The 24,549-nt window shown below is 64.0% G+C and carries 30 protein-coding genes and 1 pseudogene; 16 read left to right on the forward strand and 15 right to left on the reverse strand.

Annotated elements, in window-relative coordinates; genetic code table 11:
• Positions 1 to 142 precede the first annotated feature (142 nt).
• The 4 genes and pseudogenes from EN869_RS05660 (at position 143) to EN869_RS05675 (ending at position 4,197) form a co-directional block, all read left to right on the forward strand.
• Positions 143 to 1,339: a phosphoglycerate kinase gene (locus EN869_RS05660; RefSeq protein WP_127225311.1), complete on the forward strand. Its 1,197-nt coding sequence runs from the start codon at positions 143 to 145 to the stop codon at positions 1,337 to 1,339.
• Between the two features lie 138 nt (positions 1,340 to 1,477).
• A complete protein-coding gene (locus EN869_RS05665) occupies positions 1,478 to 2,503 on the forward strand; it encodes a class I fructose-bisphosphate aldolase (protein ID WP_127225312.1) in 1,026 nt (341 codons plus the stop codon).
• A gap of 153 nt (positions 2,504 to 2,656) precedes the next feature.
• Complete coding sequence (locus EN869_RS05670) at positions 2,657 to 3,397, forward strand: thioredoxin family protein (RefSeq protein ID WP_127225313.1); 741 nt, start codon at positions 2,657 to 2,659, stop codon at positions 3,395 to 3,397.
• Positions 3,398 to 3,461: 64 nt separating this feature from the next.
• Positions 3,462 to 4,197 (forward strand): annotated as a pseudogene (locus tag EN869_RS05675) (SGNH/GDSL hydrolase family protein).
• Positions 4,198 to 4,200: 3 nt separating this feature from the next.
• Here EN869_RS05675 and EN869_RS05680 read toward each other — a convergent pair.
• A complete protein-coding gene (locus EN869_RS05680) occupies positions 4,201 to 4,380 on the reverse strand; it encodes a hypothetical protein (protein WP_167506936.1) in 180 nt (59 codons plus the stop codon).
• A gap of 183 nt (positions 4,381 to 4,563) precedes the next feature.
• Here EN869_RS05680 and EN869_RS05685 point away from each other — a divergent pair, with 183 nt between their 5' ends.
• The 3 genes from EN869_RS05685 (at position 4,564) to EN869_RS05695 (ending at position 6,082) form a co-directional block, all read left to right on the forward strand.
• Positions 4,564 to 4,728 (forward strand): hypothetical protein, encoded by a 165-nt coding sequence (locus EN869_RS05685; protein WP_116397974.1) that lies wholly within the window; start codon positions 4,564 to 4,566, stop codon positions 4,726 to 4,728.
• 208 nt (positions 4,729 to 4,936) lie between these two features.
• Entirely contained in the window at positions 4,937 to 5,347 is a 411-nt protein-coding gene (locus EN869_RS05690; RefSeq protein ID WP_167506946.1) for a hypothetical protein, read from the forward strand.
• Positions 5,348 to 5,362: 15 nt separating this feature from the next.
• The gene (locus EN869_RS05695; protein ID WP_127225314.1) at positions 5,363 to 6,082 is read left to right on the forward strand and encodes a YafY family protein; all 720 of its coding nucleotides are present in this window, start codon (positions 5,363 to 5,365) and stop codon (positions 6,080 to 6,082) included.
• Between the two features lie 87 nt (positions 6,083 to 6,169).
• On the opposite strand, the gene EN869_RS05700 is transcribed toward EN869_RS05695, so the two are convergent.
• The 3 genes from EN869_RS05700 to EN869_RS05710 form a co-directional block, all read right to left on the reverse strand.
• Positions 6,170 to 6,862 carry a DUF1013 domain-containing protein gene (locus EN869_RS05700; RefSeq protein ID WP_127225315.1) on the reverse strand — a complete coding sequence of 231 codons (693 nt, stop codon included), beginning with the start codon at positions 6,860 to 6,862 and terminating at the stop codon, positions 6,170 to 6,172.
• A 287-nt stretch (positions 6,863 to 7,149) separates the two neighbouring features.
• Complete coding sequence (locus EN869_RS05705) at positions 7,150 to 7,290, reverse strand: DUF1127 domain-containing protein (RefSeq protein ID WP_095816751.1); 141 nt, start codon at positions 7,288 to 7,290, stop codon at positions 7,150 to 7,152.
• Positions 7,291 to 7,590: 300 nt separating this feature from the next.
• Positions 7,591 to 8,601 (reverse strand): NAD(P)H-quinone oxidoreductase, encoded by a 1,011-nt coding sequence (locus tag EN869_RS05710; RefSeq protein WP_127225316.1) that lies wholly within the window; start codon positions 8,599 to 8,601, stop codon positions 7,591 to 7,593.
• Between the two features lie 113 nt (positions 8,602 to 8,714).
• Here EN869_RS05710 and EN869_RS05715 point away from each other — a divergent pair, with 113 nt between their 5' ends.
• The 3 genes from EN869_RS05715 (at position 8,715) to EN869_RS05725 (ending at position 10,544) form a co-directional block, all read left to right on the forward strand.
• Positions 8,715 to 8,909 (forward strand): DUF1192 domain-containing protein, encoded by a 195-nt coding sequence (locus EN869_RS05715; protein WP_059189946.1) that lies wholly within the window; start codon positions 8,715 to 8,717, stop codon positions 8,907 to 8,909.
• A gap of 80 nt (positions 8,910 to 8,989) precedes the next feature.
• On the forward strand, positions 8,990 to 10,237 hold the full coding sequence (locus EN869_RS05720; protein ID WP_127225317.1) for an MFS transporter: 1,248 nt from the start codon (positions 8,990 to 8,992) through the stop codon (positions 10,235 to 10,237).
• A 31-nt stretch (positions 10,238 to 10,268) separates the two neighbouring features.
• The gene (locus tag EN869_RS05725; RefSeq protein ID WP_127225318.1) at positions 10,269 to 10,544 is read left to right on the forward strand and encodes a metalloregulator ArsR/SmtB family transcription factor; all 276 of its coding nucleotides are present in this window, start codon (positions 10,269 to 10,271) and stop codon (positions 10,542 to 10,544) included.
• 9 nt (positions 10,545 to 10,553) lie between these two features.
• On the opposite strand, the gene EN869_RS05730 is transcribed toward EN869_RS05725, so the two are convergent.
• From EN869_RS05730 to EN869_RS05745, 4 genes are all read right to left on the reverse strand, one after another.
• Positions 10,554 to 11,018, reverse strand: a complete 465-nt coding sequence (locus tag EN869_RS05730; protein WP_127225319.1) for an SRPBCC family protein — start codon at positions 11,016 to 11,018, stop codon at positions 10,554 to 10,556.
• A 10-nt stretch (positions 11,019 to 11,028) separates the two neighbouring features.
• Positions 11,029 to 11,364: a metalloregulator ArsR/SmtB family transcription factor gene (locus tag EN869_RS05735; protein WP_127225320.1), complete on the reverse strand. Its 336-nt coding sequence runs from the start codon at positions 11,362 to 11,364 to the stop codon at positions 11,029 to 11,031.
• Between the two features lie 6 nt (positions 11,365 to 11,370).
• Positions 11,371 to 12,027: a glutathione S-transferase family protein gene (locus EN869_RS05740; protein WP_127225321.1), complete on the reverse strand. Its 657-nt coding sequence runs from the start codon at positions 12,025 to 12,027 to the stop codon at positions 11,371 to 11,373.
• An 84-nt stretch (positions 12,028 to 12,111) separates the two neighbouring features.
• Entirely contained in the window at positions 12,112 to 12,939 is an 828-nt protein-coding gene (locus tag EN869_RS05745; protein ID WP_127225322.1) for an alpha/beta hydrolase, read from the reverse strand.
• Positions 12,940 to 13,027: 88 nt separating this feature from the next.
• On the opposite strand from EN869_RS05745, the gene EN869_RS05750 reads away from it, so the two are divergent.
• Positions 13,028 to 13,546 (forward strand): helix-turn-helix domain-containing protein, encoded by a 519-nt coding sequence (locus tag EN869_RS05750; RefSeq protein WP_127225323.1) that lies wholly within the window; start codon positions 13,028 to 13,030, stop codon positions 13,544 to 13,546.
• Here the strand turns inward: EN869_RS05750 and EN869_RS05755 are convergent.
• The 3 genes from EN869_RS05755 to EN869_RS05765 all read right to left on the reverse strand — a co-directional run bounded on the left by EN869_RS05755 (position 13,538) and on the right by EN869_RS05765 (position 15,212).
• The gene (locus tag EN869_RS05755) at positions 13,538 to 13,939 is read right to left on the reverse strand and encodes a hypothetical protein (RefSeq protein ID WP_042641631.1); all 402 of its coding nucleotides are present in this window, start codon (positions 13,937 to 13,939) and stop codon (positions 13,538 to 13,540) included. The genes EN869_RS05750 and EN869_RS05755 overlap by 9 nt on opposite strands.
• 228 nt (positions 13,940 to 14,167) lie before the next feature.
• On the reverse strand, positions 14,168 to 14,350 hold the full coding sequence (gene rpmF, locus EN869_RS05760; RefSeq protein ID WP_006203806.1) for a 50S ribosomal protein L32: 183 nt from the start codon (positions 14,348 to 14,350) through the stop codon (positions 14,168 to 14,170).
• A gap of 154 nt (positions 14,351 to 14,504) precedes the next feature.
• Positions 14,505 to 15,212 carry a transglycosylase domain-containing protein gene (locus EN869_RS05765; RefSeq protein WP_189341224.1) on the reverse strand — a complete coding sequence of 236 codons (708 nt, stop codon included), beginning with the start codon at positions 15,210 to 15,212 and terminating at the stop codon, positions 14,505 to 14,507.
• A 127-nt stretch (positions 15,213 to 15,339) separates the two neighbouring features.
• Here EN869_RS05765 and EN869_RS05770 point away from each other — a divergent pair, with 127 nt between their 5' ends.
• On the forward strand, positions 15,340 to 16,257 hold the full coding sequence (locus tag EN869_RS05770) for a polyprenyl synthetase family protein (RefSeq protein ID WP_127225324.1): 918 nt from the start codon (positions 15,340 to 15,342) through the stop codon (positions 16,255 to 16,257).
• A gap of 31 nt (positions 16,258 to 16,288) precedes the next feature.
• Here the strand turns inward: EN869_RS05770 and EN869_RS05775 are convergent, their stop codons facing one another.
• Positions 16,289 to 17,182 carry a LysR family transcriptional regulator gene (locus tag EN869_RS05775; RefSeq protein ID WP_127225325.1) on the reverse strand — a complete coding sequence of 298 codons (894 nt, stop codon included), beginning with the start codon at positions 17,180 to 17,182 and terminating at the stop codon, positions 16,289 to 16,291.
• A 104-nt stretch (positions 17,183 to 17,286) separates the two neighbouring features.
• Here EN869_RS05775 and EN869_RS05780 point away from each other — a divergent pair, with 104 nt between their 5' ends.
• The 4 genes from EN869_RS05780 to EN869_RS05795 all read left to right on the forward strand — a co-directional run bounded on the left by EN869_RS05780 (position 17,287) and on the right by EN869_RS05795 (position 21,657).
• Positions 17,287 to 18,021: an SDR family oxidoreductase gene (locus EN869_RS05780; RefSeq protein ID WP_189341218.1), complete on the forward strand. Its 735-nt coding sequence runs from the start codon at positions 17,287 to 17,289 to the stop codon at positions 18,019 to 18,021.
• Between the two features lie 11 nt (positions 18,022 to 18,032).
• Complete coding sequence (locus tag EN869_RS05785) at positions 18,033 to 18,926, forward strand: SDR family oxidoreductase (RefSeq protein ID WP_127225327.1); 894 nt, start codon at positions 18,033 to 18,035, stop codon at positions 18,924 to 18,926.
• Positions 18,927 to 18,951: 25 nt separating this feature from the next.
• Positions 18,952 to 19,164: a 4-oxalocrotonate tautomerase family protein gene (locus tag EN869_RS05790; protein WP_127225328.1), complete on the forward strand. Its 213-nt coding sequence runs from the start codon at positions 18,952 to 18,954 to the stop codon at positions 19,162 to 19,164.
• Positions 19,165 to 19,314: 150 nt separating this feature from the next.
• Positions 19,315 to 21,657, forward strand: a complete 2,343-nt coding sequence (locus tag EN869_RS05795) for a response regulator (RefSeq protein WP_127225329.1) — start codon at positions 19,315 to 19,317, stop codon at positions 21,655 to 21,657.
• Between the two features lie 240 nt (positions 21,658 to 21,897).
• Here the strand turns inward: EN869_RS05795 and EN869_RS05805 are convergent, their stop codons facing one another.
• The 3 genes from EN869_RS05805 to EN869_RS05815 form a co-directional block, all read right to left on the reverse strand.
• A complete protein-coding gene (locus EN869_RS05805) occupies positions 21,898 to 22,758 on the reverse strand; it encodes a transglycosylase SLT domain-containing protein (protein ID WP_127225330.1) in 861 nt (286 codons plus the stop codon).
• A 4-nt stretch (positions 22,759 to 22,762) separates the two neighbouring features.
• On the reverse strand, positions 22,763 to 24,013 hold the full coding sequence (gene ispG, locus EN869_RS05810) for a flavodoxin-dependent (E)-4-hydroxy-3-methylbut-2-enyl-diphosphate synthase (RefSeq protein ID WP_127225331.1): 1,251 nt from the start codon (positions 24,011 to 24,013) through the stop codon (positions 22,763 to 22,765).
• 254 nt (positions 24,014 to 24,267) lie between these two features.
• Complete coding sequence (locus EN869_RS05815) at positions 24,268 to 24,447, reverse strand: YdcH family protein (RefSeq protein WP_095816731.1); 180 nt, start codon at positions 24,445 to 24,447, stop codon at positions 24,268 to 24,270.
• Positions 24,448 to 24,549 lie beyond the last annotated feature (102 nt).

Raw genomic sequence — 24,549 nt, forward strand, 5'->3', positions numbered from 1 at the left:
TTTTGCGCGCCCGCCTCAACGCGACCCTTGCATCGTCCTTCGCGCCGGGTAAGGTCGCCCGCGTTTTCGCTAAAGCAATTCCAGGGAAAGTGTGGGCGGTTTTCCGTCCGGAATTGCGTCAAGGCATCAGGAAGGAACGACCATGGCCGGCTTCAAGACACTCGACGATATCGGCGCCGTCAGCGGCAAGCGCGTGCTCGTGCGCGTCGACCTTAACGTTCCCGTCGCCGACGGCAAGGTGACCGACGCCACTCGCATCGAGCGCATCGCGCCGACCATCGCCGAGCTTTCGAAGAAGGGCGCCAAGGTCATCCTGCTTGCGCATTTCGGCCGGCCCAAGGATGGCCCCTCCGCCGAATTCTCGCTGGAGCCGATCGCCAGGGCGACGGCCGAAGTTCTCGGCCGCCCGGTCGGCTTCGCCGCCGACTGCGTCGGCGACAAGGCTGCCGAGGCGGTTGCCGCCATGAAGGACGGCGACGTGCTGCTGTTCGAAAACACCCGCTTCTACAAGGCCGAAGAGAAGAACGAGCCGGCCTTCACCGAAAAGCTCGCCGCCAATGGCGATATCTATGTCAACGACGCCTTTTCCGCCGCGCATCGCGCGCATGCCTCGACTGAAGGCCTGGCCCGCCATTTGCCGGCCTATGCCGGCCGCACCATGCAGGCGGAACTCGACGCGCTGGAGAAGGGCCTCGGCAATCCGGTCCGACCGGTAGTGGCGATCGTTGGAGGCGCCAAGGTCTCGACCAAGATCGACCTTCTGATGAATCTGGTGAAGAAGGTCGACGCGCTGGTGATCGGCGGCGGCATGGCCAACACTTTTCTTGCCGCGCGCGGCACCGATGTCGGCAAATCGCTCTGCGAGCATGACCTTGCCGGCACTGCCAAGCAGATCATGATCGAGGCGGCGGAAGCCGGCTGCGCCATCATCCTGCCCGCCGACGGCGTGGTCGCCAAGGAATTCAAGGCGGGCGCGGCCAGCGAGACCGTCGCCATTTCGGACGTGCCGGCCGACGGCATGATTCTCGATGTCGGCGAGAAAACCGTGCAGAGCGTCAACGACTGGATCGACCGCGCCGCAACACTGGTCTGGAACGGCCCGCTCGGCGCGTTCGAGATCGAACCCTTCGACCGCGCCACGGTGGCGGCGGCAAAGCATGCAGCAGCCCGGACCAAGGCAGGCAAGCTGGTGTCTGTCGCCGGTGGCGGCGACACGGTGGCCGCGCTCAACCATGCCGGTGTCGCCGACGATTTCACCTATGTCTCGACCGCCGGCGGCGCCTTCCTCGAATGGATGGAAGGCAAGCCGCTGCCCGGCGTCGAAGTGCTGAAGCGGTAAGACCGGCAAGGGGCGACCAACACTGGGCTGCCCGATTTCAGTCGCGAAAACTTTCAATCGATTCGTGCTTTTCGACGCCATTCCCTTGGCGGTAGAGTTCCGCTAAGCGCGGAACCGACACCGTCAAGGAGAGCACCCATGAGCGAACGTCTCGAAGATATTGCCGCTGCCATCGTGGCCGGTGGTAAGGGCCTTTTGGCCGCCGATGAGAGCTCCGGCACCATCAAAAAGCGCTTCGACGTCATCGGCGTCGAATCGACCGCCGACAACCGGCGCGACTATCGCGAGATGATGTTCCGCTCCAAGGAAGCGATGACGAAGTACATCTCCGGCGTCATCCTTTATGACGAGACCATCCGCCAGAAAGCTGCCGACGGCACGCCGCTGGTCGATATCATCAAGGCGGCCGGCTCCATTCCGGGCATCAAGGTCGACGCCGGCGCCAAGCCTCTTGCCGGCTTTCCCGGCGACACTATCACCGAGGGCCTGGACGGGCTGCGCGAGCGGCTTGCCGATTATTACAAGCTCGGCGCCCGTTTCGCCAAATGGCGCGCGGTGATCGACATCGACACCGGCAAGGGCGTGCCTTCCGCTAATTCGATCGCCTCCAACACCCATGCGCTGGCCCGCTATGCTGCACTCTGCCAGGAGGCCGGCATCGTGCCGATCGTCGAGCCGGAAGTGCTGATGGACGGCGCCCACTCGATCGACACCTGCTACGACGTCTCCAAGGCAACGCTGGTCAAGCTCTATGACGAGCTCTACGCGGCGCGTGTCGTACTGGAAGGCTCGATCCTGAAGCCGAACATGGTCATCTCCGGCAAGAAATCGGGCAAGACCGACAGCCCTGAGGAAATCGCCGAAAAGACGATAAAGCTGTTCCGCGAAGTGGTGCCGGCGGCGGTGCCGGGCATTGCCTTCCTCTCCGGCGGCCAGGAGGACGAGGAGGCGACCGCCAACCTCAACGCCATCAACGCCATCGGGCCGCATCCGTGGAAACTGACCTTCTCCTACGGCCGCGCCCTGCAGGCCGCGCCGCAGAAGGCGTGGAGCGGCAAGGCCTCGAACGTCGCCGCCGGCCAGGCTGCCTTCACCCACCGCGCCCATATGAACCATCTGGCGGCGCTCGGAAAATGGCAGCCGGCGTTGGAAAAGGCCGCCTGAAGCCAGCCTTCGAATTCAAGCGAAAACCCGGGCCCTCGGCCCGGGTTTTGTTTTTTGCCGGCCGCATTCCTACCTGATGCTGCGAAACAACGGCGACTGTGTCGGGTTGCGCCGATGTCGAACGTCCTTGGCAGGAGAGGACAGGAGATGGTCATGCAACGCAATGCCGTGGTTTCACGTGAGGACTGGTTCGAGGCGCACAGGAAACACCTCGAGCGCGAGAAGGAACTGACGAAGTTCCGCGACCTTATTGCCGCCGAGCGGCGGCAACTGCCCTGGTTCAAGCTGCGCAAGGATTACGTCTTCGAGAGCGAAGCCGGGCCGAAACGCCTTGGCGACCTCTTCGCCGGCAAGAGCCAGCTCATCGTCTATCATTTCATGATGGCTCCGGGTTGCGATCACCGTTGCCAGGGCTGCTCGTTCCTCGCCGACCATATCGACGGCGCCAACCAGCATCTGAAACATCATGACGTATCGCTGGTCGTCGTCGCACGCGCGCCGCTGGCCGAGATCCTGCCTTACAAGCAGCGCATGGGCTGGAAGTTCGATTGGGTGTCGTCCTATGCGTCGGACTTCAACTTCGACCTGCAGGTCTCCTTCACCGACAAGCAGATCGCCGCCAGCGAAACCACCTACAATTTCGAGAAGCGTCCGTTGCGCTCGAAAGACCTGCCCGGCACCAGCGTCTTTTATCGCAACGAATGCGGCGACATCTTCCTCACCTTCATGTCGCGCGCCCGCGGCGGCGACGCGTTGATCGGCGCCTATCATTATCTCGACATGACGCCCAAGGGCCGCGACGAGACCGGCCCCTATCACAATCTGGTGGACTGGGTGCGTCTCCACGACGAATACCAGGACAAGACCAAGGACCGGCCCGACTGCTGCGGGTAATCGGCCTCGTTCACGTCGGCTGAAACATGCGCTAATGGCTTCAGGCCACGCTAACGGAACCGCCATGCAGCGCCTGCTTGCCCTCCTCACCTGGCTCGCCTTCCCGGTCTATGTCTGGCAAGGGCTTGGCGTGCGCCGCCGCACCAGCCGCATGCTGCCGGCGCAAGGCCCGGTCATGCATGAGATCGCGGGCAATGCACCTGCCATCTCCTTGCTGGTTTTGGGCGATTCATCGGCTGCATCAGTCGGCATCGAGCAGTCGGAACACGGACTTGCCGCACAGCTTGCCGACCTGATCGCGAAACGCACCGGCCGCGCTGTGCGCTGGCGCGCCGCCGGCTTCAATTCGGCGACATCCGGCCAGATCCGCGACTATGTCCTGCCCAACCTGTCGGCCGACCCGTGGACGCAGGTCGTGCTTGCGATCGGCACCAACGACACCAAGAACTTTCACTCGGTGCCGCGCTTCAAGAAGGAGTTCGGCGGCCTGCTCTACGCGCTGCGCCAAATGGCCGGAAGCGCGTGTGATCTGGTCGCCGGTGCTGGAGTTCACCCGCGCGCCGGCAATGCCGCCACTGCTCGGCAAGATCCTTGAAATCCGCGCCACTGAGATGAACCGCATGGGCGTGCGGCTCTGCAACGAGCGCGGCGCCATTGCCGCCGCGCGCCTGCCGATCACCGATCCGGAGGCCGGCTTTGCCTCCGATGGTTTTCATGCCTCGGCGGCAGGCTATCGCGCCTGGGCGGAGCATCTTCTGGATTTCGTGCTGGGCAACGAAAGTCCGGATAAGGCCGGCTGAGATTCAGGTCCAATGCCCAAGCACCGCCGCCAGCGAGATCGCGGCCATGGCGAGCAGCGCCAGCTTCCAGAAATCGCCGCGCCGCTTCAGCCCCGGCCAGCCGAGCGGCTTGATGATCTGGATCAGCATGATGCCGCAGATGACAAGGGCGAGCAGTTTCGTCATGCCGCCTTTGACCAGCAATGCCCGCCCCTGTCAAAGCCTTCTGGGGAGCGCCTGGGCTGAACACTCCTGACAAAACCTCGATCCCCTAGCGCCCGCGCCAGGCCTTTTGACGCCCTTCGCGGATCCCTGCCAACCTCCTGACAGACTGCTGTCAGCAGGGGTGTGAGATACTCTTCTCATCGAAAAGAGAGGAGTGAGGTCATGAACGGTTTTACCATCCTGCGCAGCGTGCAGCACTATGTCGGCAGAATCCGCACGGTGCGCAACGAGATCCGCACCCAGCGTTTTCTGAACACCTTGCCGGCGGACATCCGCAAGGACATCGGCTGGCCCGACCTTTACACCGGCCGTGTGCGCGAAAACTGAAATTTTGCCGCCGCAACTTGGATTGTGGCGGCAGCGCGCCCAGATGTAATGGCGGCCAGTGACGTCGAGTTTACGGAAAGAAGCCTTTGTTTGCCGGTAGCTTCGCCTCAGCCTCCTGACAGCATGTTGTCAGGAGGCATACGGTAATTGAAGCGGCTTCGATCCTGACAGCAACGAACATGAACCGACTATCCGGAGTAATCCGCGTATGGTGAAAAGCTGGAACGACAGGCTGAACACGCCGGGCATCAACGGCATCAAGCCGTCGCCGCGCACGGTCGGCGATGTCGTTGAGGGCCAGTCGATGCTGGTGCCGACCGCGCGCCAGGTCGACGACTTCATCCGCTCGATCCCCGAAGGGATGGAGATGGACGTTCGCGCGCTGCGCACGGCCCTGGCCGTCGAGCACGGCGCCGAAGTGACATGTCCGGTGACGATCGGCTACCATCTTCGCACCGTTGCCGAGGCCGCTCATGAGGACATTGAACGCGGCATGGCGCTGAGCGATGTCGCGCCGTTCTGGCGTGTGCTGGATGCTCAGACGCCGACGACGGGCAGACTGTCCTTCGGAGCGAAGTTCGTTGCCGCGCAGCGCAAGCGCGAAGGGCTGAAGCCATAAACCCGGGAGAAACCGATGCGTCGTGCCGACAGGCTTTTCCAGATCGTCCAGCATTTGCGGGGTGGCCGGCTGGTCACCGCGCAGAAACTCGGCACGTGGCTCGAGGTCTCCGAACGCACCATCTACCGCGACATTGCCGATCTGCAGTCGACCGGCGTGCCGATCGACGGCGAAGCAGGCGTCGGCTACATGATGAGGGAGGGTTTCGACCTTCCGCCGCTGATGTTCACGCGTGACGAGATCGTGGCGCTGGTTGCCGGCGCCCGCATGGTGCGCGCCTTTGGCGGCGCCGCAATGGCAAGGGCGGCCGACGAGGCGCTGGTCAAGATCGGCGCGGTGCTGCCCGACACCGAGAAGGACCGCATCGCTCGCACCGAGATCCACACGCCAATGTGGGTGGTAAGCGACGCCGCGCGCGAAGCGATCGACCTGATCGAGCGCGCCGTCGAGAAGCGCCAGGTGCTGACCATCGACTATTCCGATGAGGCCGGCCGCAGCACTGCGCGCGACATCAGGCCGCTCGGCCTATGGTTCTGGGGCAAGGTCTGGACGCTGGTCGCCTGGTGCGAGATGCGCGACGATTTCCGCGCCTTCCGCATCGACCGCATCGCCTCGGTCGTGATTGCCGGCCGCATCTTCAAGCCTGAGCGCGGCAAGCAGCTTGCCGATTTCTACCGCGCCGTCGAGCGCTCAGAAGATTACGGCATGGCGCCCGACCGCGCGGCGCGAACGTGACTCCCTCCCAAGCCACTGTCCAACAAAAAAGCCCGCTTGAAGCGGGCTTTTTTGTTGAGTGGCTGGTCGGCCGAAGCCGGCCTTTCCTCACTCTTCGCCTTCGTCCTTGTTCTTCGACTTGAGCGCCGAGAGCTTGGCGAAGACGGCGTTGGCGTCGAGTTCCTGATCCTCGTCCTTCGGCTTCTCGGGCGCCGGCACCAGCCGTTCGGTGAGCGCCGCGGGCAGCAGCGTGTCGCCGACGGGCTGCGCCGGCTCGCGGCCGCGCGAGGCGCGGTTGACTTCGAGGTCGAGATCGATCTGCGAGGTAAGGCCGAGTGTCACCGGATCCATCGGCTGCAGATTGGCCGAGTTCCAGTGCTTGCGCTCGCGGATCTGCTCGATCGTCGACTTGGTCGTGCCGACCAGGCGGGAGATCTGCGCGTCCTTGAGTTCGGGATGGTTGCGCACCAGCCAGAGAATGGCGTTCGGACGATCCTGGCGCTTCGAAAGCGGCGTGTAGCGCGGGCCCTTGCGCTTCGATTCCGGCACACGAACCTTGGGGTCGGACAGCTTGAGCCGGTGGTTGGTGTCCTTCTCGCCGCGCGCGATCTCGTCGCGCGTCAGCTGTCCGGTGATGATCGGGTCCATGCCCTTGATGCCCTGCGCCGACTCGCCGTCGGCGATCGCCTTGACCTCGAGCGGATGCAGCCCGCAGAACTGCGCGATCTGCTCGAAGGAAAGCGCGGTGTTGTCGACCAGCCAAACGGCGGTGGCCTTGGGCATGAGCAGCGAATTGGCCATATCAAAAATCCTTCTCGTTCGCCCGCGTTCCCGCGCGGGCGGTGGTTTTAGAGCCACCAAAATGGGAAATTCGCTGCCTGTATAAACGCTCCCTCAAATTTTCGCAATATTTTTGGGCAGAAGGCAGATCCAGGGCATCTGGCCGAGACGCAGCGGGTTTTTCAGGCACTGATAAAGACAAAACCCGCTGGACGAGGTCCAGCGGGCTCGGAACCGGAAACGAAGCAAGCGTCTCGACGGCTCTGGCTTGCCTGTCCAGCCCGGCCTTGCGACCGGGCCGTTTTTGATTACACCGCCTGACGGGCGATGCGCTCGATGTCGCCACGGCTAATGCCGAGGTCGTTCAGCTGGCGGGCATTGAGCTTGTTCAATTCGCGCACGGTCTCGTTGTACATGCGCCACTTACGGAAAGCACGGATCGGGTTCATTTCAGTTTCTCCAGTCATTTGAGGAAATCGTTTGATGCCGCGTAAATAGGCATGCCTGCCCAAGAATTGAACGGACGCTTTTGCATGGCCGCAATGCGTTTTGTGCATTGCAGCATTAAGGTTTCGTTCAGCTTGGAACCGGGGAAGCGTATTCGGTCGAGATGTACCGCGTTTCAGGTCAGGCCGAGTCGAAAATGGTGGGCTTCGAGAACCGGAGCGGAGCGTACTAAAAGTACGCGAGCACCGGGAGCGCAGAACGCCACCATTTGCAGGCCGGCCTCACCTGAATATCGACCCGTCCTACCCGACGTCGAGGACGATCTTGCCTATATGCTCGCCCTCTTCCATCCGCTCATGCGCTCGCCAGGCTTCGGTCAGCGGAAAGATCATGTCCATGACCGGGGCGACCTTACGCGTGCCGAGCAGCGGCCACACCTGGGCTTCGAGCGCGGCGGCAATTGCCGCCTTGAACTCGACGGTGCGCGGGCGAAGCGTCGAGCCGGTATGCGTCAGCCGCTTCACCATGATCTTTGAGAAGTCGGCGCTGGCCACGGCGCCGGCCTGCACGGCGATCTGGACGATGCGCCCTTCCATCGCTGCCGCATCGTAGTTGCGCTGGACATAGTCGCCGCCGACCATGTCGAGGATGACATCGGCGCCCTTGCCGCCGGTCGCGTCCTTCACCGCGGCGACGAAATCCTCCTCGCGGTAGTTGATCGCGCGGTCGGCGCCGAGCTTCAGGCAGGCGTCGCATTTCTCCTTGGTGCCGGCGGTGGTGATCACATAGGCGCCGAAGGCCGAGGCGAGTTGGATGGCCGTGGTGCCGATGCCGGACGAGCCGCCATGAACAAGCAGCGTCTCGCCCTTCTTCAGGCCGCCGCGCTCGAACACATTGTGCCAGACGGTGAAATAGTTCTCCGGCACCGCCGCGGCCTCCGAATGCGTGAAGCCCGCCGGGATCGGCAGCACGCTGCCGGCATGCACCTTGACATATTCGGCATAGCCGCCGCCGGGCGTCAGGGCGCAGACCCGGTCGCCGATGCGCCAGCGCGATATCTCGTCACCGAGCGCGGCGATTTCCCCCGAGGCTTCGAGGCCGGGCAGGTCGGATGCGCCGGGTGGCGGCGGATAGGCGCCCTTGCGCTGCTGCACGTCCGGCCGGTTGACGCCGGCCGCGTGCACACGGATCAGCACTTCGCCGGGGCCGGGCACGGGCACGTCACGGGTTTCGGGCTTCAGCACCCGCGGACCGCCGGGCTGCGAGATCGCGATGGCCGTCATCTTTGCCGGTATCTTCTGTCCGTTTGCCATGGCTTCCCGTCTCCTCGGATCCCGTGTCGTCGCTCGTGGTTTGCATCGGCGCCCCTGCCCTATGTATGCTGATTGCCAAATCAGGCAAATGGCCAAGTAAGGGAGGAGCGACGATGGCGATCTTCGACGACGAACCCAGGAAAAAGCCGCGCCCGCACGAGATCGGCCAGGATCTGTCGCTGCTGTCCGTCGACGAATTGTCGGAGCGCATCGCGCTGCTGCGCGACGAGATCGCCAGGCTGGAGGCCGAGCGGGCCGCCAAGGGCGCCACCAAATCCGCCGCCGACGCGCTGTTCCGCCGCGGATAATTTTATCGGCCCGTAAGGCCGCCGCCGAAAAGCCCCAATACGTCTGTCTTCAGACCTGCGCCCCGAACCAGGACCAAGCGATGTTTGCAACTTACAGACCGATCCTCTCGCTGCTGCGCGGTACCGCCTTCCTGCTTGCGGCCTCCGGTCTGCACGGCCTGCTGTTGCCGCTGCGCGGCCAGATCGAGGGCTTTTCGACCGCATCGCTCGGCCTGATGGGCACGGCCTGGGCCGGTGGCTTCGTCACCGGCTGCTTCTTCGCGCCGCGCCTCGTGCGCCGCGCCGGCCATGTCAGGGCCTTCGGCGCTTTCGCTGCGTCGGGCGCCATCATTGCGCTGCTCACCGGCCTCATCATCGACGAGTATTTCTGGATCCTTTTGCGCGCCTTCACCGGCTTCACCATGGCCGGAGCCTTCATGGTGATCGAGAGCTGGCTGAACGAGAAGGCCACCAACGAGAACCGCGGCACCGTCTTCGGCCTCTATATGATGGTCACCTATGCCTCGATCATGGGCGGCCAGATGATCGTCGCTGGCGGCGACGTGCGGTCGGCCTCGCTCTTCATGATCACCGGCATTCTGTTTTGCCTGTCGCTCATCCCGACGGCGGTTTCTACCCAATCGACCCCGAAGCCGCTGCAGGACGTCAAGCTCGACGTCAAAAGCCTCTACGCCAATTCCCCGGTGTCGGCAGTGGCCTGCCTCCTGGTCGGCATCGCCAACGGCGCCTGGGGCACGCTGGGCGCTGTCTATGGCGCCCGCATAGGCATCTCGACCGCCGAGATCGCGCTGATGATGAGCCTTGTTGTCGTCTCCGGCGCCGCCATGCAGCTTCCGGCCGGACGCCTTTCCGATACAACCGACCGCCGCTTCGTGCTGGCGGGTGCTGCCTTCGGCGCCGCTCTGGTCGCGGTGCTGATCTTCCTGATTGCGCCGCGTTCGGGTGTCTTCGTCATCGTGCTGACCGCCGCCTATGGCGCTTTCGCCTACACGCTTTATTCGATCGCCGTCGCGCATGCCAACGACCACGCCCGCGCCGAGGACTTCGTCAAGGTTTCCGGCGGCCTGCTCCTGCTCTACGGATTCGGCACCATGATCGGGCCGCTTTTGGCCGCGGCCCTGATGGGGTGGGTGCGTCCGGAGGGGCTTTTTCTTGCAACCGCGCTCGCGCATCTCAGCCTCGCCGGTTACACGCTGCTGCGCATCCGTGCCCGCGCGCCGGTACCGATCGAAAACCGCGACGCCTTCAAGACGCAACCCGCCGACCGCGCCCTCACGCCGGAGGCAACTCGGCTCGATCCGCGCAGAAAGGTTGAAACCGACGGTTGAGATTTGGAAAACTTTGCCCCACAAATAAGGTATGATCTTTTCTGATGCCTTCGTGGCGATCGCCGATCCCAACCGGCGCTATCTATTGGAAGAACTCCGGCGCGGCCCGAAGACGGTGAACGAACTGGCGGCCGGATTGCCCGTCTCGCGCCCTGCTGTTTCCCAGCATCTCAAGGTCCTGCTCGACGCCGGCCTGGTCAATGCCAAGGCCGAAGGCACAAGGCGCGTCTATACCGTCAGCAGCGCCGGCTTCCTCAGGCTCAACATCTGGCTCGATCAGTTCTGGGAGGCGGCGCCCGGAGAATAGGCTGCCGCCTCATGTCGCCAGTTCCAGGGCCGTCCCAAGCGCGTCAAGCAGTTCGCCGGTTCCATGCTCGCGCGTGGCCGTCGAGTCGATGCCGTCGAAGAAGGCGCCCTGCTCCGTCAGGATCAGCCGCGTTCCCTTGCCTTCGGCGATAAGCTCTATCGTCGCGAGCGACACCGAGACCCGCGTTTCGCCGAACAAGAGCTCATAGCTGTAGACGATGCGCCGGTTGGGCACGATGTCCTGATAGACCGCGTTGTAGAAATGCATCTGCCCGTCGCTGGGACAGCCGGCGTTCACCTCCTTGCCACCGACACGAAAGTCCATTTCATGCCGGCTGGGCATCGGATTGTCGGGATCGAAGAACCAGCGTTTCTTCGCCTCGGCGTCGCTCAGCGCGAAATAGACCTTTTCAGGCGCCACCGGGTAGACGCGCTCGATGACGAAGGTGGAATGGACGACGGATCGTTCGGTCATGACAAGCCCTTCAGGTTTCATCTTTGCTTTCAGCGAGAAAATCGCCGAGCCGGTCCAGCCGGCGCTCCCAGGCGAGCCGCCGCTCGTTGATCCAGGTCTCGGCCGCGCTCAGCGCCTTCGGTTCGATCTGGCAGGTCCGCACCCGCCCGATTTTCTGGGTCCTCACCAGACCGCTTGCCTCGAGCACGTTGAGATGCTGGACCACGGCCGAGAGCGACATCGCCAGCGGCTCCGCCAACTGGCTGACCGATGCCGGCCCGCGCGACAGCCGTTCCACCATCTGCCGCCGCGCCGGATCGGCAAGCGCCTGGAACATCAGGTCGAGCTGGGCGGGATCGTGCAGCATCGCGGGTCAGCCGTTGTTGTAAGGGAAGAGCTTGAAATAGGGCTGCGCTTCCTCGATGACGCGGGCGAAGGACGGGCGCGCAAGCAGCCGGTCATGATAGCGTTTCACGGCCGGGAATTTTTCGCCGAACGGCTCGACCTTGTTGGCGTAGAACAGCGCCGGCGACGCCGAACAATCGGCCATGGTGAAAGTCTCGCCGACCGCCCAGCTTCTTCCCGCCATCTCCTCTTCGATGATGGCATAGGAGTTGCGCAGCTGCGCGCGGGCCTCCTCGACGCCGAACGGGTCTACTTGGTCCTGCGGCCGCAGCCTGTCGCCGACGATCTTCTGCATCGGATGCTGCACATAGAAATCGTAGAAGCGATCGGCCTGGCGGACCTGGAGGGCGAGATCGACATCGGCGGGAACGAGCTCGACCGGACCTGGATAATGCGCGGCGAGATATTCGACGACGATGGTCGATTCCAGCACGGTGCGGTTCCGCTCGTCGTCGCGCAAGGCCGGCATCTTGCCGGTCGGCGACACTTTCAGGAAAGCCGCCCGCGAGGCTTCGTCGCCGAGATCGACGATGACCGGATCGAAGGGTGTGTCGTTCTCGTAAAGCGCGATCAGCGGCTTCCAGCAGAAGGATGCCAGCGGATGGAAATGCAGCGTCAGGGACATTCTTGCTCTCTTGTCGTCTTCGTGTCAAAACTGAAGCATTTACTTAACTATTGACGCGTGACGGTCACGTCAAGGGCAAAGCCGTTACGGCTGTGAAGTGATGGCGTCGACGATCTGCGGCCAGTCGTTGCGGTGCAGTTCGTGACCGCCGCCTTCGATCCGCACCAGCCTTGCGCCCGGAACGGCCTTGGCCAGCGCTTCGCCGTGCTCGATCGGAAAGAGCGGATCTGTGGCGCCGTGGATGACGAGCAGCGGCGTGCGCAGGTCTCGCACCGTCCGTTGCGGGCCGCCGCCCTTGAGCAGGAAATGGTTGGTCGCGTTGGCAAGACCGCCGGAGCGGTCGTAATCGTCCTCGATCATCGCACGCGTCCGTTTCTCGTCGAACGGATGCAGCGTGCTGGCGATCGCCCGCGCATCCTTGACCATGAAGTCGAGCACCTGCTCCCGGTTCGACCAATCGACGCCGCCGCCCCCTGCCGAATGCTCCCTGTAGGCCTCGGTCATTCCCGGCAGACCGGACGCGTCGACGCCGAGCGGCGAGCTTGAGATCACGGTGAGCGCGCTGACGCGTTCGGGATATTTCAGCGCCACGTTCTGCGCGATCATGCCGCCCATCGACATGCCGGCCACATGCGCCTTGGCGATGCCATGGTCGTCCAGCACGCGCACGGCATCGTCCGCCATGTCCTCGAAGGTGTAGGTCGGCGAACCTGGCGGATATTTCGTCGACAGGCCGGTATCGCGGTTGTCATAGCGGATGACGAAGCGGCCGCGCTCGGCGAGCTGCCGGCAGAAGGTTTCGGGCCACCACAGCATCGAAGCCATGGCGCCCATGATCAGAAGGATCGCCGGATCGGCTCGATCGCCAAACGTCTGCGAGACGATTTCAGGGCGCTGTATCGACATCGTCATAGACTCCTCCAATCCGATTGCATTTTGCAATCAGTTGCACGATAATGAAACCGATATCATAATGCAACTGGTTTTTCTGGAGACTGCAATGAGCATCGACCGTCGATCCGGCTGCCCGATCAATCTGTCGCTGGAGGTTTTCGGCGACCGCTGGAGCCTGATCATCCTGCGCGACATGATCTTTGGCGGAAAACGCCATTTTCGCGAGTTGCTCAACTCTTCGCTGGAGGGGATCGCCTCTAACATCCTGGCCGACCGCCTGAAGCGGCTGATGGAGCTCGGGCTTCTGACCAAGGCCGACGATCCCAGCCACAAGCAGAAGGCAATCTACAGCCTGACCGAGATGGCCATCACACTGGTGCCGATCATGGCGCAACTCGGCGCCTGGGGACGCGTCTGGCTGCCGGTTACGGAAGAATTGTCGATCCGCGCCGAACTGCTCGAAAAGGGCGGCCCGCCGCTATGGGAGCAGTTCATGGACGAGTTGCGCCACGAGCATCTGGGCCTGCCATCGAAGACGCCGCCGGACACGCCGACCGTGCGCCAGCAGCTGCGGGCCGCCTACGAGGAAGTGGTCGCGCGAAAGGCTGAGGCGCCGTCAGTTTAAGTTGATGTCGCGGCTCGCCGACCGCATCGACACCGAGAAGCCGGCCAGCACGTCGAACAGCGCGATGATCATCAGCGTGAAGAACACCGAATGCGCCGCGCCCTTGACCAGCAGGAATTCGACCAGGAAGGCGATGAAGACCAGCGTCGACAACAGATGATCCAGGATCGATGCGTTGGTTGTGCGCACCGATTTCGAGATCTCGATGAACAGGAAGATCAGCCCGATCAGCACCATCAGGTCGCCGAGTGTCATCGAGAAGACGCCGCCCGACATCATGCGGAACGAGAACATCTCGGTCATCCAGGGATCGTCGCCACCGCCGAACAATCCGAGCAGGCCGAGATTGTAGAGGACGAAGGGCACGATCAGCAGCGGGATGGCACCGAACATCTGGGCGACTCCAATGGGGCACCCCCTTTTGTAAAATCCGCCGCAAGCGCGCCGTCAAGGTTTTTCGCTGGCGGCTGCAAACACGCTGTAAGACCTAATGAAATAACGATGTCAGCCGATTGCGCCGCCATCGGCAGCGCGAGCGATCAATTCCGAACGCCGCTGGCGCCTAAACAAAAGACCGGCCAGAGGCCGGTCTTTTGAACGTCATGAACCCGTAAAAGCTTCTCAGCTTTCCTTCGGCTCCAGAACCTGGCGGCCGCGATACATGCCGGTCTTCAGGTCGATGTGATGCGGACGGCGCATTTCGCCGGAATTCTTGTCCTCGACATAGGTCGGGGCCTTGAGGGCGTCGGCCGAGCGGCGCATGCCGCGCTTCGACGGAGAGGTTTTTCTTTTTGGAACGGCCATGGATATGCTCCACTAGATGGTCAAAATGCCCCGGCAACCCTCGCGAAAGGGCCGCATCGAGGCCATAATCTGAGAAAGTCGGGTGCCTATACACGCCTTGCGCCGTTTTGGCCAGCGTCGCCCACGAATTTTTTTGAGCCGGCGCCGCTTTGTCCTAATCGAGGCAGCCGACATACGCGCCCGACCTGCTTGCACGGCGTTCGATCAAGCTCGCAAGACGCCTCAGTCCCGGCCCCGGCTTGGCCGGATTGCGCGCGATCGGATTGGGCAAGGAAACGGCAAGCAGCGCCGCCTGCCGGCGCGACAATTGCTTGGCAGAGACGCCGAAATGGTGCTGGGCGGCGGCCTCGATGCCGTAAATCCCCGGCCCCCATTCGGCGATGTTGAGATAGATCTCCATGATCCGGCGCTTCGACATCACCGCGTCGAAATAGACGGCCAAGGGCAGCTCCACCACTTTGCGCACGCTGCCCAGCGGCCGTGACCACAGGAAAAGGTTCTTCACCGTCTGCATGGTGATGGTGGAGGCGCCGCGCGTCGCCTCGCCGGCCAGCGCGTCGTCGACCACGCCGCGCAATTCGCCGAGATCGACGCCGCGGTGGAAGCAGAACTGTCCGTCCTCGGACATGATCACCGAATGCGCCAGCACCGGGGCTACGTCGTCGATCGACACCCAGCGCCGGTCATAGCCGGAGAAGGTCACGAGGTCCTTCAGCATCAGGGTCGAGATCGGATGCACGAAGGACGGCAGATAAAGGAAGGTGAGCACGACCGGGATAGCTGCCAGCACCAGCGCCACGACCAGGCAGCGCCGGGCGATGCGCTGCATACCGGCGCGGTTCAGGCGCCGACGTCGCGCCATGTCCAGCCCTTCGCTTTCATATTCGACGATCGGTTCCGTCAAGCCGTCCCACCCGTGCCTCGCCCTCTCCGGCATAAAGGCGCGCGCCTGCTTGCGCAATGTCTGAGTGTCGGCTACCGGTCCGGCCATGAGCAAAGACGACCAGATCGCCTTCGAATCCGCGCTTTTCCTGCGCGCGGCCGCCGTCGAGGCCGAGCTGCGGCGCATCCTCGACGCGCGCCCGCTTTCGGGCGAGATCGCGCGGCCCGAACGCCTGATGGCGGCCATGCGCCATGGCGTGCTCAATGGCGGCAAGCGGCTGCGCCCTTTTCTGGTCATGGAAAGTGCGGCGCTGTTTTCGGCCGACAATGACGCCGCGCTGCGCGTCGCCGCGGCGCTGGAATGTGTGCATTGCTATTCGCTGATCCATGACGACCTGCCGGCGATGGACGACGACGATCTGCGTCGCGGCCAGCCGACCGTGCACAAGGCCTTCGACGAAGCCACCGGCATCCTCGCCGGCGACGCGCTGCTGACTTTGGCCTTCGACATCATCGCCGACGAGGCGACCGCGCTGTCGGCGGAACGCCGGGCAGCACTTGTTCTCGCACTCGCTCGCGCGGCCGGCGCCGGCGGCATGGTCGGCGGCCAGATGCTCGATCTCGACGCCGAGCGCAAACGGCCGGACGAGGCGGGCATCATCACCTTGCAGGCGATGAAGACCGGCGCGCTGATCCGCTTCGCCTGCGAGGCCGGCGCGATCGTTGCCGGCGCGCCGCCCGCAGATCGCGAGCGGCTGGCCGAGTTCGGCTCGGCGATCGGCCTCGCCTTCCAGCTCGCCGACGACCTGCTCGACCTGACGGCGGACGCCAAGCAGATGGGCAAGGCAACGAACAAGGACGCCGCCGCCGGCAAAGCGACGCTTGCCGCGCTGCACGGACCCGACTGGGCGCGCGGCCAGTTGCACGGCCTGATCGACCAGGCGCATGCGCTGCTCGAGCCTTATGGAGAGCAGGCGGAGTTGCTCAAGGAAGCCGCGACTTTCGTGGCGACGCGCAACAGCTGAAGACGTGGGTATTAGCCGAGCCGAACCGGTTTCACAGTTTTGCCTTGGCGAAAATGCGCGACGCCCATTCCAGGAACACACGCAGCCGCGGCGCGAGCTGACGGTTCTGCGGATAGAGCGCCGAGAGCGGCGTCGGCGTCGGTGGAAAATCCCCCAGAACCTCGACCAGCGTCCCGTCCGTGAGGTCCTTTTCCAGCCGGTAGCGTGGCGCTTGCAGAAGCCCGAAACCGAGGCGCGCCAGCGCGACGGCGGTGTCGGAATTATTCACCCGCACCCGGCCGGGCAACGTGATCTGACGCACCGTTGAGCCGTTCGTGAACTCCAGCGGCAGGACCTCGCCCGTGCGCGAGGAGACGAACCCGACGGCCTGATGGCCGTCCAGCGCTTCCGGTGAGGCCGGCATCCCATGCCGCTTCAGATAGCTCGGGCTGGCGCAGGTGATTTCGCCGATCATCGCCAGGCGTCGCATGATCATGCCGCTGTCCTGCGGCTCGCCGGCGCGGATCACGCAATCGACGCCTTCGCGCACCAGGTCGACCAGCCGATCGCCCTGGCCGATATGCAGATCGATCTCGGGATAGCGTTCGAGGAAGGCGGGTAGTTCCGGCAAAAGGAACCGCTGCGTGAGCAGCGGATGCGCATCGATGCGCAACAAGCCGCGGGGTTCGGCGCGGCGGAACCCGGCCTCGGCATCCTCCACCTCGCCGAGGATGAAAAGGCAGCGCTCGTAGTAGGCCTGCCCGTCGAGCGTCGTGGCGACATGGCGGGTCGTCCGGTCCAGCAGACGCGTGCCCAGATGATCCTCCAGCTGCTGGATCGCCTCCGTCGCGGTCGAGCGCGGCAGGCCGAGATCGGCTGCAGCCGCGGTGAAATTGCGCCGCTCCACCACGCGAACGAACAGCCGCATCCTGTCGAGTCGATCCATGTTGGATTGTTCGCCGCAGCCGAATACTTCTGTCAATAGAAGACTGATTATCCGGAAAGCGCCGCGATCTATATCCGCTTCACAACAATGAACGGAGATCGATCATGCAAAAGACAAGAACGGCGATTGTGACCGGCGCGTCCAGAGGCATCGGCGCGGCGATAGCCGAACGGCTCGCCCAGGACGGCATCGCCGTCATCGTCAACTATGCGCGTGGCAAGGACGCCGCCGACGAAGTCGTATCAGTCATCGAAGCCGCCGGCGGAAAGGCGCTCGCGGTGCAGGCCGACATCGGCGAACCGGGCGGCATGGCCGCTTTGTTCGATGCGGCCGAAAAGGTTTTCGGTGGGATCGACATTCTCGTCAATAACGCCGCCATGATGAAGCTGTCGCCGATCGCGGGAGTCGATGACGCCGAGTTCGAGCGCCAGCTTGCCGTCAATCTCGGCGGCCCGTTCCGCGGCATGCGCGAAGCTGCGAGCCGTCTGAACGATGGCGGCCGGATCATCAACTTTTCTTCAAGTGTCGTGGGCTTTTACCAGCCGACTTATGGCGTCTATGCCGCAACCAAGGCCGGCGTCGAAGCGATGACGCACATCCTGGCCAAGGAACTCGGCTCGCGCCGCATCACCGTCAACGCCGTCGCACCCGGCCCGGTCGACACCGAACTCTTCACCGAGGGCAAGAGCGCCGCGCAGATCGAAGCGATCACCAAGCTCATTCCGCTCGGCCGCCTTGGCCAGCCCGACGATATCGCCGGGCTCGTCGCCTTCCTAGCTGGTCCGGACAGCCACTGGGTCAACGGTCAGACCATCCGCGCCAATGGCGGTACTATCTGAGGGAGGCGGTCATGCAGCGGACAATTCTCATCACCGGCGCGTCGAGCGGCTTCGGCGCAATGACCGCGAAGGCGCTCGCCAGGGCCGGTCACCGGGTCTATGCCTCGATGCGCGATCCGCAAGCGCGCGGAGGCGCCGCGACCGCCGAAATCGAAAGGCTGGCGCGCGAGGAGAAGCTGGCGCTCGGCGCCATTGCACTCGACGTGCTGTCCGAACCGTCGATCGAGGCGGCGGTCAAAACCATCCTCGCCGAAGCCGGCCGGATCGACGTCGTCATCCACAATGCCGGCCACATGGTCTTCGGACCGGCCGAAGCCTTCACGCCGGAGCAATTGGCTGCGCTCTACGACGTCAATGTGCTGGGCACCCAGCGCGTTAACCGTGCGGTGCTTCCGCATATGCGCTCGCTCGGCCGCGCACTGATGATATGGGTCGGATCGAGCAGCACGCGCGGCGGCACGCCGCCTTTTCTCGCGCCATATTTCGCCGCCAAGGCGGGCATGGACGCGCTGGCGCAGAGCTATGCGCTGGAGATTTCCCGTTTCGGCATCGAGACGAGCATCGTGGTGCCTGGCGCCTTCACCAAGGGCACGGAGCATTTCGCCCATTCCGGCAAGCCCGCCGACACCCCGCGCGCCGCCGCTTATTGGTCAGGCCCTTACGCCGGCGTGGACGACCAAGCACTCAAGGGCCTTGCCGGCCTGGAGCCCGCCGACGCCGACCCCTCAAAGGTCGCGCAGGCCATCGTCGATCTGGTGGCGATGCCGCATGGCCGCCGGCCGTTCCGCGTCCATATCGACCCGTCCGACGACGGCGCGGCCATCGTCAACGGCGTTGCCGACCGCGTGCGGGCGCAGCTCCTTGAGCGCATCGGCCTTGCCGACCTCCTTCATCCAAAGCCCTGAAACCCAACCTGAAAGGAACCTGGAAATGCCCTTTGCCAACTTCAAGATGCCCGAAGCCGCTCTCACGAAGGCGCAGAAAGAGGACCTGGTCCACAAGACCACGCAGATGTTCGTCGACTATTTCGGCGAAGGTGTGCGTCCCACCACGATGGTGCTGATCGAGGAGGTTCCCGATGGGGGCTATGGCCGCGCCGACGAGGTCTTCGTCATTCCTGACGCCTACCGGGCCAAGGAATAGGATCTGAACCCGAGCAAAGCGGGCCGCTTGCAGAGCGGCCCGCCCGCCTCGATCCGTCAGCGCAGGGGGATCTCGCCCTCCAACGAAATCTTAATGTAAATCAAGCGTAATCTCGGCCATTAAAATTGTGCGTATGTGTTGGGGTTGCGCATGCCGGAATATTCTTCTTTCCTCCGGTCGATCCGGATCCGCTACATTTCGGGACTGCTGATCTTCGCGCTGGCTTCGGCGGCGGTCATGTTCGCGCTCAACCGTGTGAATTCGTACCGCCACGAGGTCGATGCCCTCAGCGGCAATTTCGTCATCTTCGCCCGGGACCTGCGCAACGCCACCAATTTCGCCGAGACGACCGGCACCGCCTGGCGCAGCGAGACGCGCGACGCGCTGACGGCCGCCGCGCGCGGTCATTCGGAACGGCTGACGGCCGAGATCGAGATCCTGAACGCCGAGCTTGCGGCGATCAAGCCGCGCCTGTCCAGGAACTCCATCAATACGCTGGATACCGCCTCGGTGAATGACGACCTGTTCTGGTCAGCGCGCGACATGGTGCGCAACTTCAATCTGATGTCGACCGCCCAGAAGGTCGACGAATGGAGCTACCGCGAGATCCGCAACCAGAACGACCTGTTCGCCCAGCCGATGCTGGTCAAGGTGCGCACCGCGCTCGACGACGAGCGTCGCCTCGCCGACGCCTCCAACGACCGACTGCTCTTGTGGGCGAGCGGGCTGCTGTTTGCCGTGCTCGCCGTCGCCGCGGTTCTGATCTTCCGGCCGATGGAGAACGCAATCCGCCGCGCCTTCGCCGAGACCGCCGCGTCCTTGTTCAAGGCCGAGGCAGCCGACCGCGCCAAGTCGGAATTCCTCGCCAATATGAGCCATGAGATCCGCACGCCGATGAACGGCGTGCTCGGCATGGCCGAGTTGCTCGCCAAGACGGAGTTGACGCCGCGCCAGAAGACCTTCACCGACGTCATCGTCAAATCCGGCAACGCGCTGCTCACCATCATCAACGACATCCTCGATTTCTCCAAGATCAATGCCGGCCAGCTGACGCTCGACCCCGCCCCCTTCCGCCTGGCTGAAGCGGTCGAGGATGTGGCGACGCTAGTGTCGGCGCGCGTTGCCGAAAAGAATCTCGAGCTCATCGTGCGCGTGGACCCGCGCCTGCCGGCGTTCGTGGTCGGCGACGCCGGGCGCTTCCGGCAGATAGTCACCAATTTGCTCGGCAACGCCGTGAAGTTCACCGAGAAGGGCCATGTCCTGGTGGACGTCGGCGGCGATGTCGTCGACGGCGTGGTCCAGCTCAAGGTCCGCGTCGAGGACACCGGCATCGGCATCCCGGCCGAGAAACTGCAGAGCGTATTCGAGAAATTCGCCCAGGTCGACGGTTCCTCGACCCGCCGCCACGAAGGCACCGGGCTTGGGCTTGCGATCGCGGCCCGGCTCGTCGACCTGATGGGCGGCAAGATCGGCGTCGAAAGCGAGATCGGCCGCGGCTCCGTCTTCTGGTTCGCCGTGCCGCTGCCCTCGCATGACCAGCAGGCGCGTGACGACCTCGTGCCGGTCGATGTCACCGGCGCCCGCGTCCTGGTCATCGACGACAATCCGGTCAACCGCGAGATCCTGCTGGAGCAGCTCAGAAGCTGGAGCTTCGACTGCGCGGCCGCCGAAAGCGGCGCCGTCGGCCTCGCCTTCCTCGACCGCGCCTGCCAGCTCGGCGCCTCGGTCGACTGCATCATCCTGGACTACCAGATGCCCGGCATGAACGGCGCCGATGTAGCGCGAGCCATCGCGGCCGACAGTCGCCTTTCCTCGATTCCGGTCGTGCTGCTCACTTCGGTCGACCAGGTCGATTTCGGCCGGATGGTGATCGATTTCGGCATCGTCGCGCATCTCACCAAGCCGGCGCGCTCGGCGGTGCTGCTCGGCACCGTCATCTCCGCCATCCAGAAGGCGCGCACGCAAGGCGCCAAGGCGCATTTCGTGCGCGAGCCGGTCATGACCCAGGCGGTTCCGGCGCCCCAGCCGGCCTTCACCGTCATCCGTGGCCCGGCCGTTCCGGTCCCGGCAGCGCCGGAATCGACCGCCGCGCCGAGCGGCCCGGTCGATATCCTGATCGCCGAGGACAATGACGTGAACCAGCTGGTCTTCGGCCAGATCCTCAACGGCTTCGGTCTCAGCTACCGCATCGCCGGCAACGGCCGCACGGCGGTCGAGATGTACCGCTCACTGCGTCCTCGCCTGGTGCTGATGGATGTCTCGATGCCGGAGATGAACGGCTATGAGGCGACCCGCGCCATCCGTGCAATCGAAGCGCAGAGCGGCGATCACACGCCGATCATCGGCGTCACCGCGCACGCGCTCAAGGGCGACCGCGAAAAATGCATCGAGGCCGGCATGGACGACTATCTGCCGAAGCCGGTCTCGCCCGATCGCCTCGGCGCCAAGATCGGCACCTGGCTCAGCGAGACCGTGTCGGCGAAGACGGCTTGAGCGGTTTGCCGAACGAGGGCAGCTCTCGATAAAGATCAACTGCCGGGTTCCCGCCTCTGGCCTGCCGGCCATCTCCCCCGCAAGGGGGGAGATTGGCAGTTTCGGCGCCTCGCTCAGTCCTGCAACGGTGGCGATTGGCGAAGGCCGGTGCGACATCTGATCTCCCCCCTTGCGGGGGAGATGTCCGGGAGGACAGAGGGGGTGCTGTCCCGCCGACGTTTCTCACTTTCCGGCCTGCTGCTACCGGTTGCGCATCACCACGCAGGCGCCGCCGACGCTTTGCAGCTTGTCGCAGATGCCGTTGGCCTCGCCGCGCGAGTCGGCGCCGATCCTGACCGCATAGATGCCGCGCCGGCCGATCGGCGTGCGCACCCGGCTCACCACCGGATCATGGCTGGCGAGCAGCGCCGGGAACCGACTCTTGACCCTCAGCCATTGGCCGATCGCCGCCGAGCGGCGGAAATTGCCCGCCACCTGCACGCCCCACGGTTTGACGTTGATCGAAGCCATGGCGACGGTTTGCGACATGATCACCGGCAGCCTGCGGCAGGCGACCGCGAAGCTCATCTTCGGATCGAGCGGCTGGACGGTGCCGGCATAAGATTTGTCCGAGAACTTGTCGACGGGTTCGCCCATGATGTCGAAGACATAGCTTTCCGTCTCCATCGGCAGGAAGCCGCCGGAATCCAGCCAGCGCGACACCCGGTTTTCCCCGGCATTGTAGGCGGCAGCCGCGAGGCCGAGATTGCCGTAGCCAGCCTTCATCTCGGCAAGGTACTTCGCCGAGGCGGGAAGCGCCTGCTCGATGTCGAAGGAATTGGCCAGGCCGCGCATCTTGGCGGTGCCGGGCATGAATTGGGCGATGCCTTCGGCACCGACCGGGCTCACCGCGTTCGGATCGAAGCGGCTTTCCTTCCAGATCAGCCTGGCGAAGAAATCCTTGGGCAGGCCATTCTGCTGGGCCTGGGCTTCGATCAGATCGCAGACACGGTTGATCAACCGTTTGGCAGCCGATTTCGACTGCGGCGGGTCGGCGGACGCGCCTGCCACCCAACTGAAGCTGCAAAGCAAGGCCAGGGCCACCGCGAGGAAACGGTGCATCGGCCTACTCGGCCGCGGCTTTGTCGTGTCCGTAGCGCTGCTCGATATAGTCGCCGACCATCTTCTCGAAATCCTGCGCGATCGAGGGACCGCGCAAAGTCGCCGCCTTCTTGCCGTCGATGAAGACGGGCGCCGTCGGCGTCTCGCCGGTGCCGGGCAGCGAGATGCCGATGTCGGCATGCTTCGATTCGCCGGGCCCGTTGACGATGCAGCCCATCACCGCGACCTTGAGGTTCTCGACGCCGGGATATTTCTCGCGCCATACAGGCATGTTCTTGCGGATATCGGCCTGGATGCTCTGAGCGAGCTCCTGGAACACGGTGGATGTCGTGCGGCCGCAGCCCGGGCAGGCCGCGACGATCGGCACGAACTGCCGGAAGCCCATGGTTTGCAGCAGCTCCTGCGACACCTGCACCTCGCGCGTGCGGTCGCCGTTCGGCTCCGGCGTCAGCGAGATACGGATCGTGTCGCCGATGCCCTGCTGCAGCAGGATACCCATCGCGGCGGAGGAGGCGACGATGCCCTTGGTGCCCATGCCGGCTTCGGTGAGGCCGAGATGCAGCGCGTGGTCGGAGCGTGTGGCAAGCTCGGTATAGACGGCAATCAGGTCCTGCACACCGCTGACCTTGGCCGACAGGATGATCTTGTCGCGGCCAAGTCCGATCTCCTCGGCCATCTCGGCCGACAAGATAGCCGACTGCACGATCGCCTCGCGCGTGACTTCCTGTGCGGTGAGCGGCGAGCCCTGGGCCTGGTTCTGGTCCATCAGCCGGGTCAACAGCTCCTGGTCGAGCGAGCCCCAGTTGACGCCGATGCGCACCGGTTTGTCGTGCTTGATCGCCATTTCGACGATCGCCGCGAACTGGCGGTCCTTCTTGTCCTTGAAGCCGACATTGCCGGGATTGATGCGGTATTTCGCCAGCGCCTCGGCGCAGGCCGGATGATCCGCCAACAGTTTGTGGCCGATATAGTGGAAGTCGCCGACCAGTGGCACGTCGATGCCGAGCCGCGACAGCCGCTCATGGATGCGCGGAACCGCCGCGGCGCTCTCGTCGCGGTCAACAGTGATGCGCACGATTTCCGAGCCGGCGCGATGCAACGCCGCGACCTGGGCGACGGTCTGGTCGATATCGGCGGTGTCGGTATTGGTCATCGACTGTACGACCACCGGCGCGCCGCGGCCGACCATCACGCCGCCGACCGACACGCCGACCGACGTGCGCCGCGGGAAGGGAGAGGAAAAATATCCGGTCATGCCGGCCGCCTTCATCTGGGGGTTCCGGGCATGAGGTGGCGGAGCAAAGATGGCTTGTCAATGGCAAGCGGCAGGCAAGGCCTGCAAATCGATCACCCGCGATCAGCGGCCGCAGGGCTCATGCAAAAGCCTTGGGCCGCAAGATCTACGCAAAAACGGTCAGATGATTCGGTTAAAGACAACGGGCCGGTGGCATTTCTTGCCACCGGTAGGTTGGCACCGCGGCGGGAGCGGTGATGTCGCCTGAAGAAGGCTCAGTGCGAGGTCGGTTTCCCTTTCAGCTTTTCAATCTCGTCCTTGATTGCCAACTTGCGCCGCTTGAGATTCACAATTTCGAGGTCGTCCACCGAAGGATGGTTCATCGCATCGATAAGTTCACGCTCGATGTCACCGTGTTTCCGCTGCAACTCATCAAGATGGGATGCAAGAGACATGATTGGTTCTCCCTTTCATGGTTTCCTCGATTGCAGCCGTCGCGGGCGCCTCCACCGCAGGTTGCGACTGTGACGGCACCATGACACTTTGCCACCAACCGA

The sequence above is a fragment of the Mesorhizobium sp. M2D.F.Ca.ET.226.01.1.1 genome (assembly GCF_004022705.2).
GTDB lineage: Bacteria > Pseudomonadota > Alphaproteobacteria > Rhizobiales > Rhizobiaceae > Mesorhizobium.

What these genes read in the sequence shown, in the direction of transcription:
- EN869_RS05660 (WP_127225311.1), top strand. Translation starts at nt 143, where the DNA reads ATGGCCGGCTTCAAGACACTCGACGATATCGGCGCCGTCAGCGGCAAG.
- EN869_RS05665 (WP_127225312.1), top strand. Translation starts at nt 1,478, where the DNA reads ATGAGCGAACGTCTCGAAGATATTGCCGCTGCCATCGTGGCCGGTGGT.
- EN869_RS05670 (WP_127225313.1), top strand. Translation starts at nt 2,657, where the DNA reads ATGCAACGCAATGCCGTGGTTTCACGTGAGGACTGGTTCGAGGCGCAC.
- EN869_RS05685 (WP_116397974.1), top strand. Translation starts at nt 4,564, where the DNA reads ATGAACGGTTTTACCATCCTGCGCAGCGTGCAGCACTATGTCGGCAGA.
- EN869_RS05690 (WP_167506946.1), top strand. Translation starts at nt 4,937, where the DNA reads ATGGTGAAAAGCTGGAACGACAGGCTGAACACGCCGGGCATCAACGGC.
- EN869_RS05695 (WP_127225314.1), top strand. Translation starts at nt 5,363, where the DNA reads ATGCGTCGTGCCGACAGGCTTTTCCAGATCGTCCAGCATTTGCGGGGT.
- EN869_RS05700 (WP_127225315.1), bottom strand. Translation starts at nt 6,862, where the DNA reads ATGGCCAATTCGCTGCTCATGCCCAAGGCCACCGCCGTTTGGCTGGTC.
- EN869_RS05705 (WP_095816751.1), bottom strand. Translation starts at nt 7,290, where the DNA reads ATGAACCCGATCCGTGCTTTCCGTAAGTGGCGCATGTACAACGAGACC.
- EN869_RS05710 (WP_127225316.1), bottom strand. Translation starts at nt 8,601, where the DNA reads ATGGCAAACGGACAGAAGATACCGGCAAAGATGACGGCCATCGCGATC.
- EN869_RS05715 (WP_059189946.1), top strand. Translation starts at nt 8,715, where the DNA reads ATGGCGATCTTCGACGACGAACCCAGGAAAAAGCCGCGCCCGCACGAG.
- EN869_RS05720 (WP_127225317.1), top strand. Translation starts at nt 8,990, where the DNA reads ATGTTTGCAACTTACAGACCGATCCTCTCGCTGCTGCGCGGTACCGCC.
- EN869_RS05725 (WP_127225318.1), top strand. Translation starts at nt 10,269, where the DNA reads ATGATCTTTTCTGATGCCTTCGTGGCGATCGCCGATCCCAACCGGCGC.
- EN869_RS05730 (WP_127225319.1), bottom strand. Translation starts at nt 11,018, where the DNA reads ATGACCGAACGATCCGTCGTCCATTCCACCTTCGTCATCGAGCGCGTC.
- EN869_RS05735 (WP_127225320.1), bottom strand. Translation starts at nt 11,364, where the DNA reads ATGCTGCACGATCCCGCCCAGCTCGACCTGATGTTCCAGGCGCTTGCC.
- EN869_RS05740 (WP_127225321.1), bottom strand. Translation starts at nt 12,027, where the DNA reads ATGTCCCTGACGCTGCATTTCCATCCGCTGGCATCCTTCTGCTGGAAG.
- EN869_RS05745 (WP_127225322.1), bottom strand. Translation starts at nt 12,939, where the DNA reads ATGACGATGTCGATACAGCGCCCTGAAATCGTCTCGCAGACGTTTGGC.
- EN869_RS05750 (WP_127225323.1), top strand. Translation starts at nt 13,028, where the DNA reads ATGAGCATCGACCGTCGATCCGGCTGCCCGATCAATCTGTCGCTGGAG.
- EN869_RS05755 (WP_042641631.1), bottom strand. Translation starts at nt 13,939, where the DNA reads ATGTTCGGTGCCATCCCGCTGCTGATCGTGCCCTTCGTCCTCTACAAT.
- rpmF (WP_006203806.1), bottom strand. Translation starts at nt 14,350, where the DNA reads ATGGCCGTTCCAAAAAGAAAAACCTCTCCGTCGAAGCGCGGCATGCGC.
- EN869_RS05765 (WP_189341224.1), bottom strand. Translation starts at nt 15,212, where the DNA reads ATGGCGCGACGTCGGCGCCTGAACCGCGCCGGTATGCAGCGCATCGCC.
- EN869_RS05770 (WP_127225324.1), top strand. Translation starts at nt 15,340, where the DNA reads ATGAGCAAAGACGACCAGATCGCCTTCGAATCCGCGCTTTTCCTGCGC.
- EN869_RS05775 (WP_127225325.1), bottom strand. Translation starts at nt 17,182, where the DNA reads ATGGATCGACTCGACAGGATGCGGCTGTTCGTTCGCGTGGTGGAGCGG.
- EN869_RS05780 (WP_189341218.1), top strand. Translation starts at nt 17,287, where the DNA reads ATGCAAAAGACAAGAACGGCGATTGTGACCGGCGCGTCCAGAGGCATC.
- EN869_RS05785 (WP_127225327.1), top strand. Translation starts at nt 18,033, where the DNA reads ATGCAGCGGACAATTCTCATCACCGGCGCGTCGAGCGGCTTCGGCGCA.
- EN869_RS05790 (WP_127225328.1), top strand. Translation starts at nt 18,952, where the DNA reads ATGCCCTTTGCCAACTTCAAGATGCCCGAAGCCGCTCTCACGAAGGCG.
- EN869_RS05795 (WP_127225329.1), top strand. Translation starts at nt 19,315, where the DNA reads ATGCCGGAATATTCTTCTTTCCTCCGGTCGATCCGGATCCGCTACATT.
- EN869_RS05805 (WP_127225330.1), bottom strand. Translation starts at nt 22,758, where the DNA reads ATGCACCGTTTCCTCGCGGTGGCCCTGGCCTTGCTTTGCAGCTTCAGT.
- ispG (WP_127225331.1), bottom strand. Translation starts at nt 24,013, where the DNA reads ATGACCGGATATTTTTCCTCTCCCTTCCCGCGGCGCACGTCGGTCGGC.
- EN869_RS05815 (WP_095816731.1), bottom strand. Translation starts at nt 24,447, where the DNA reads ATGTCTCTTGCATCCCATCTTGATGAGTTGCAGCGGAAACACGGTGAC.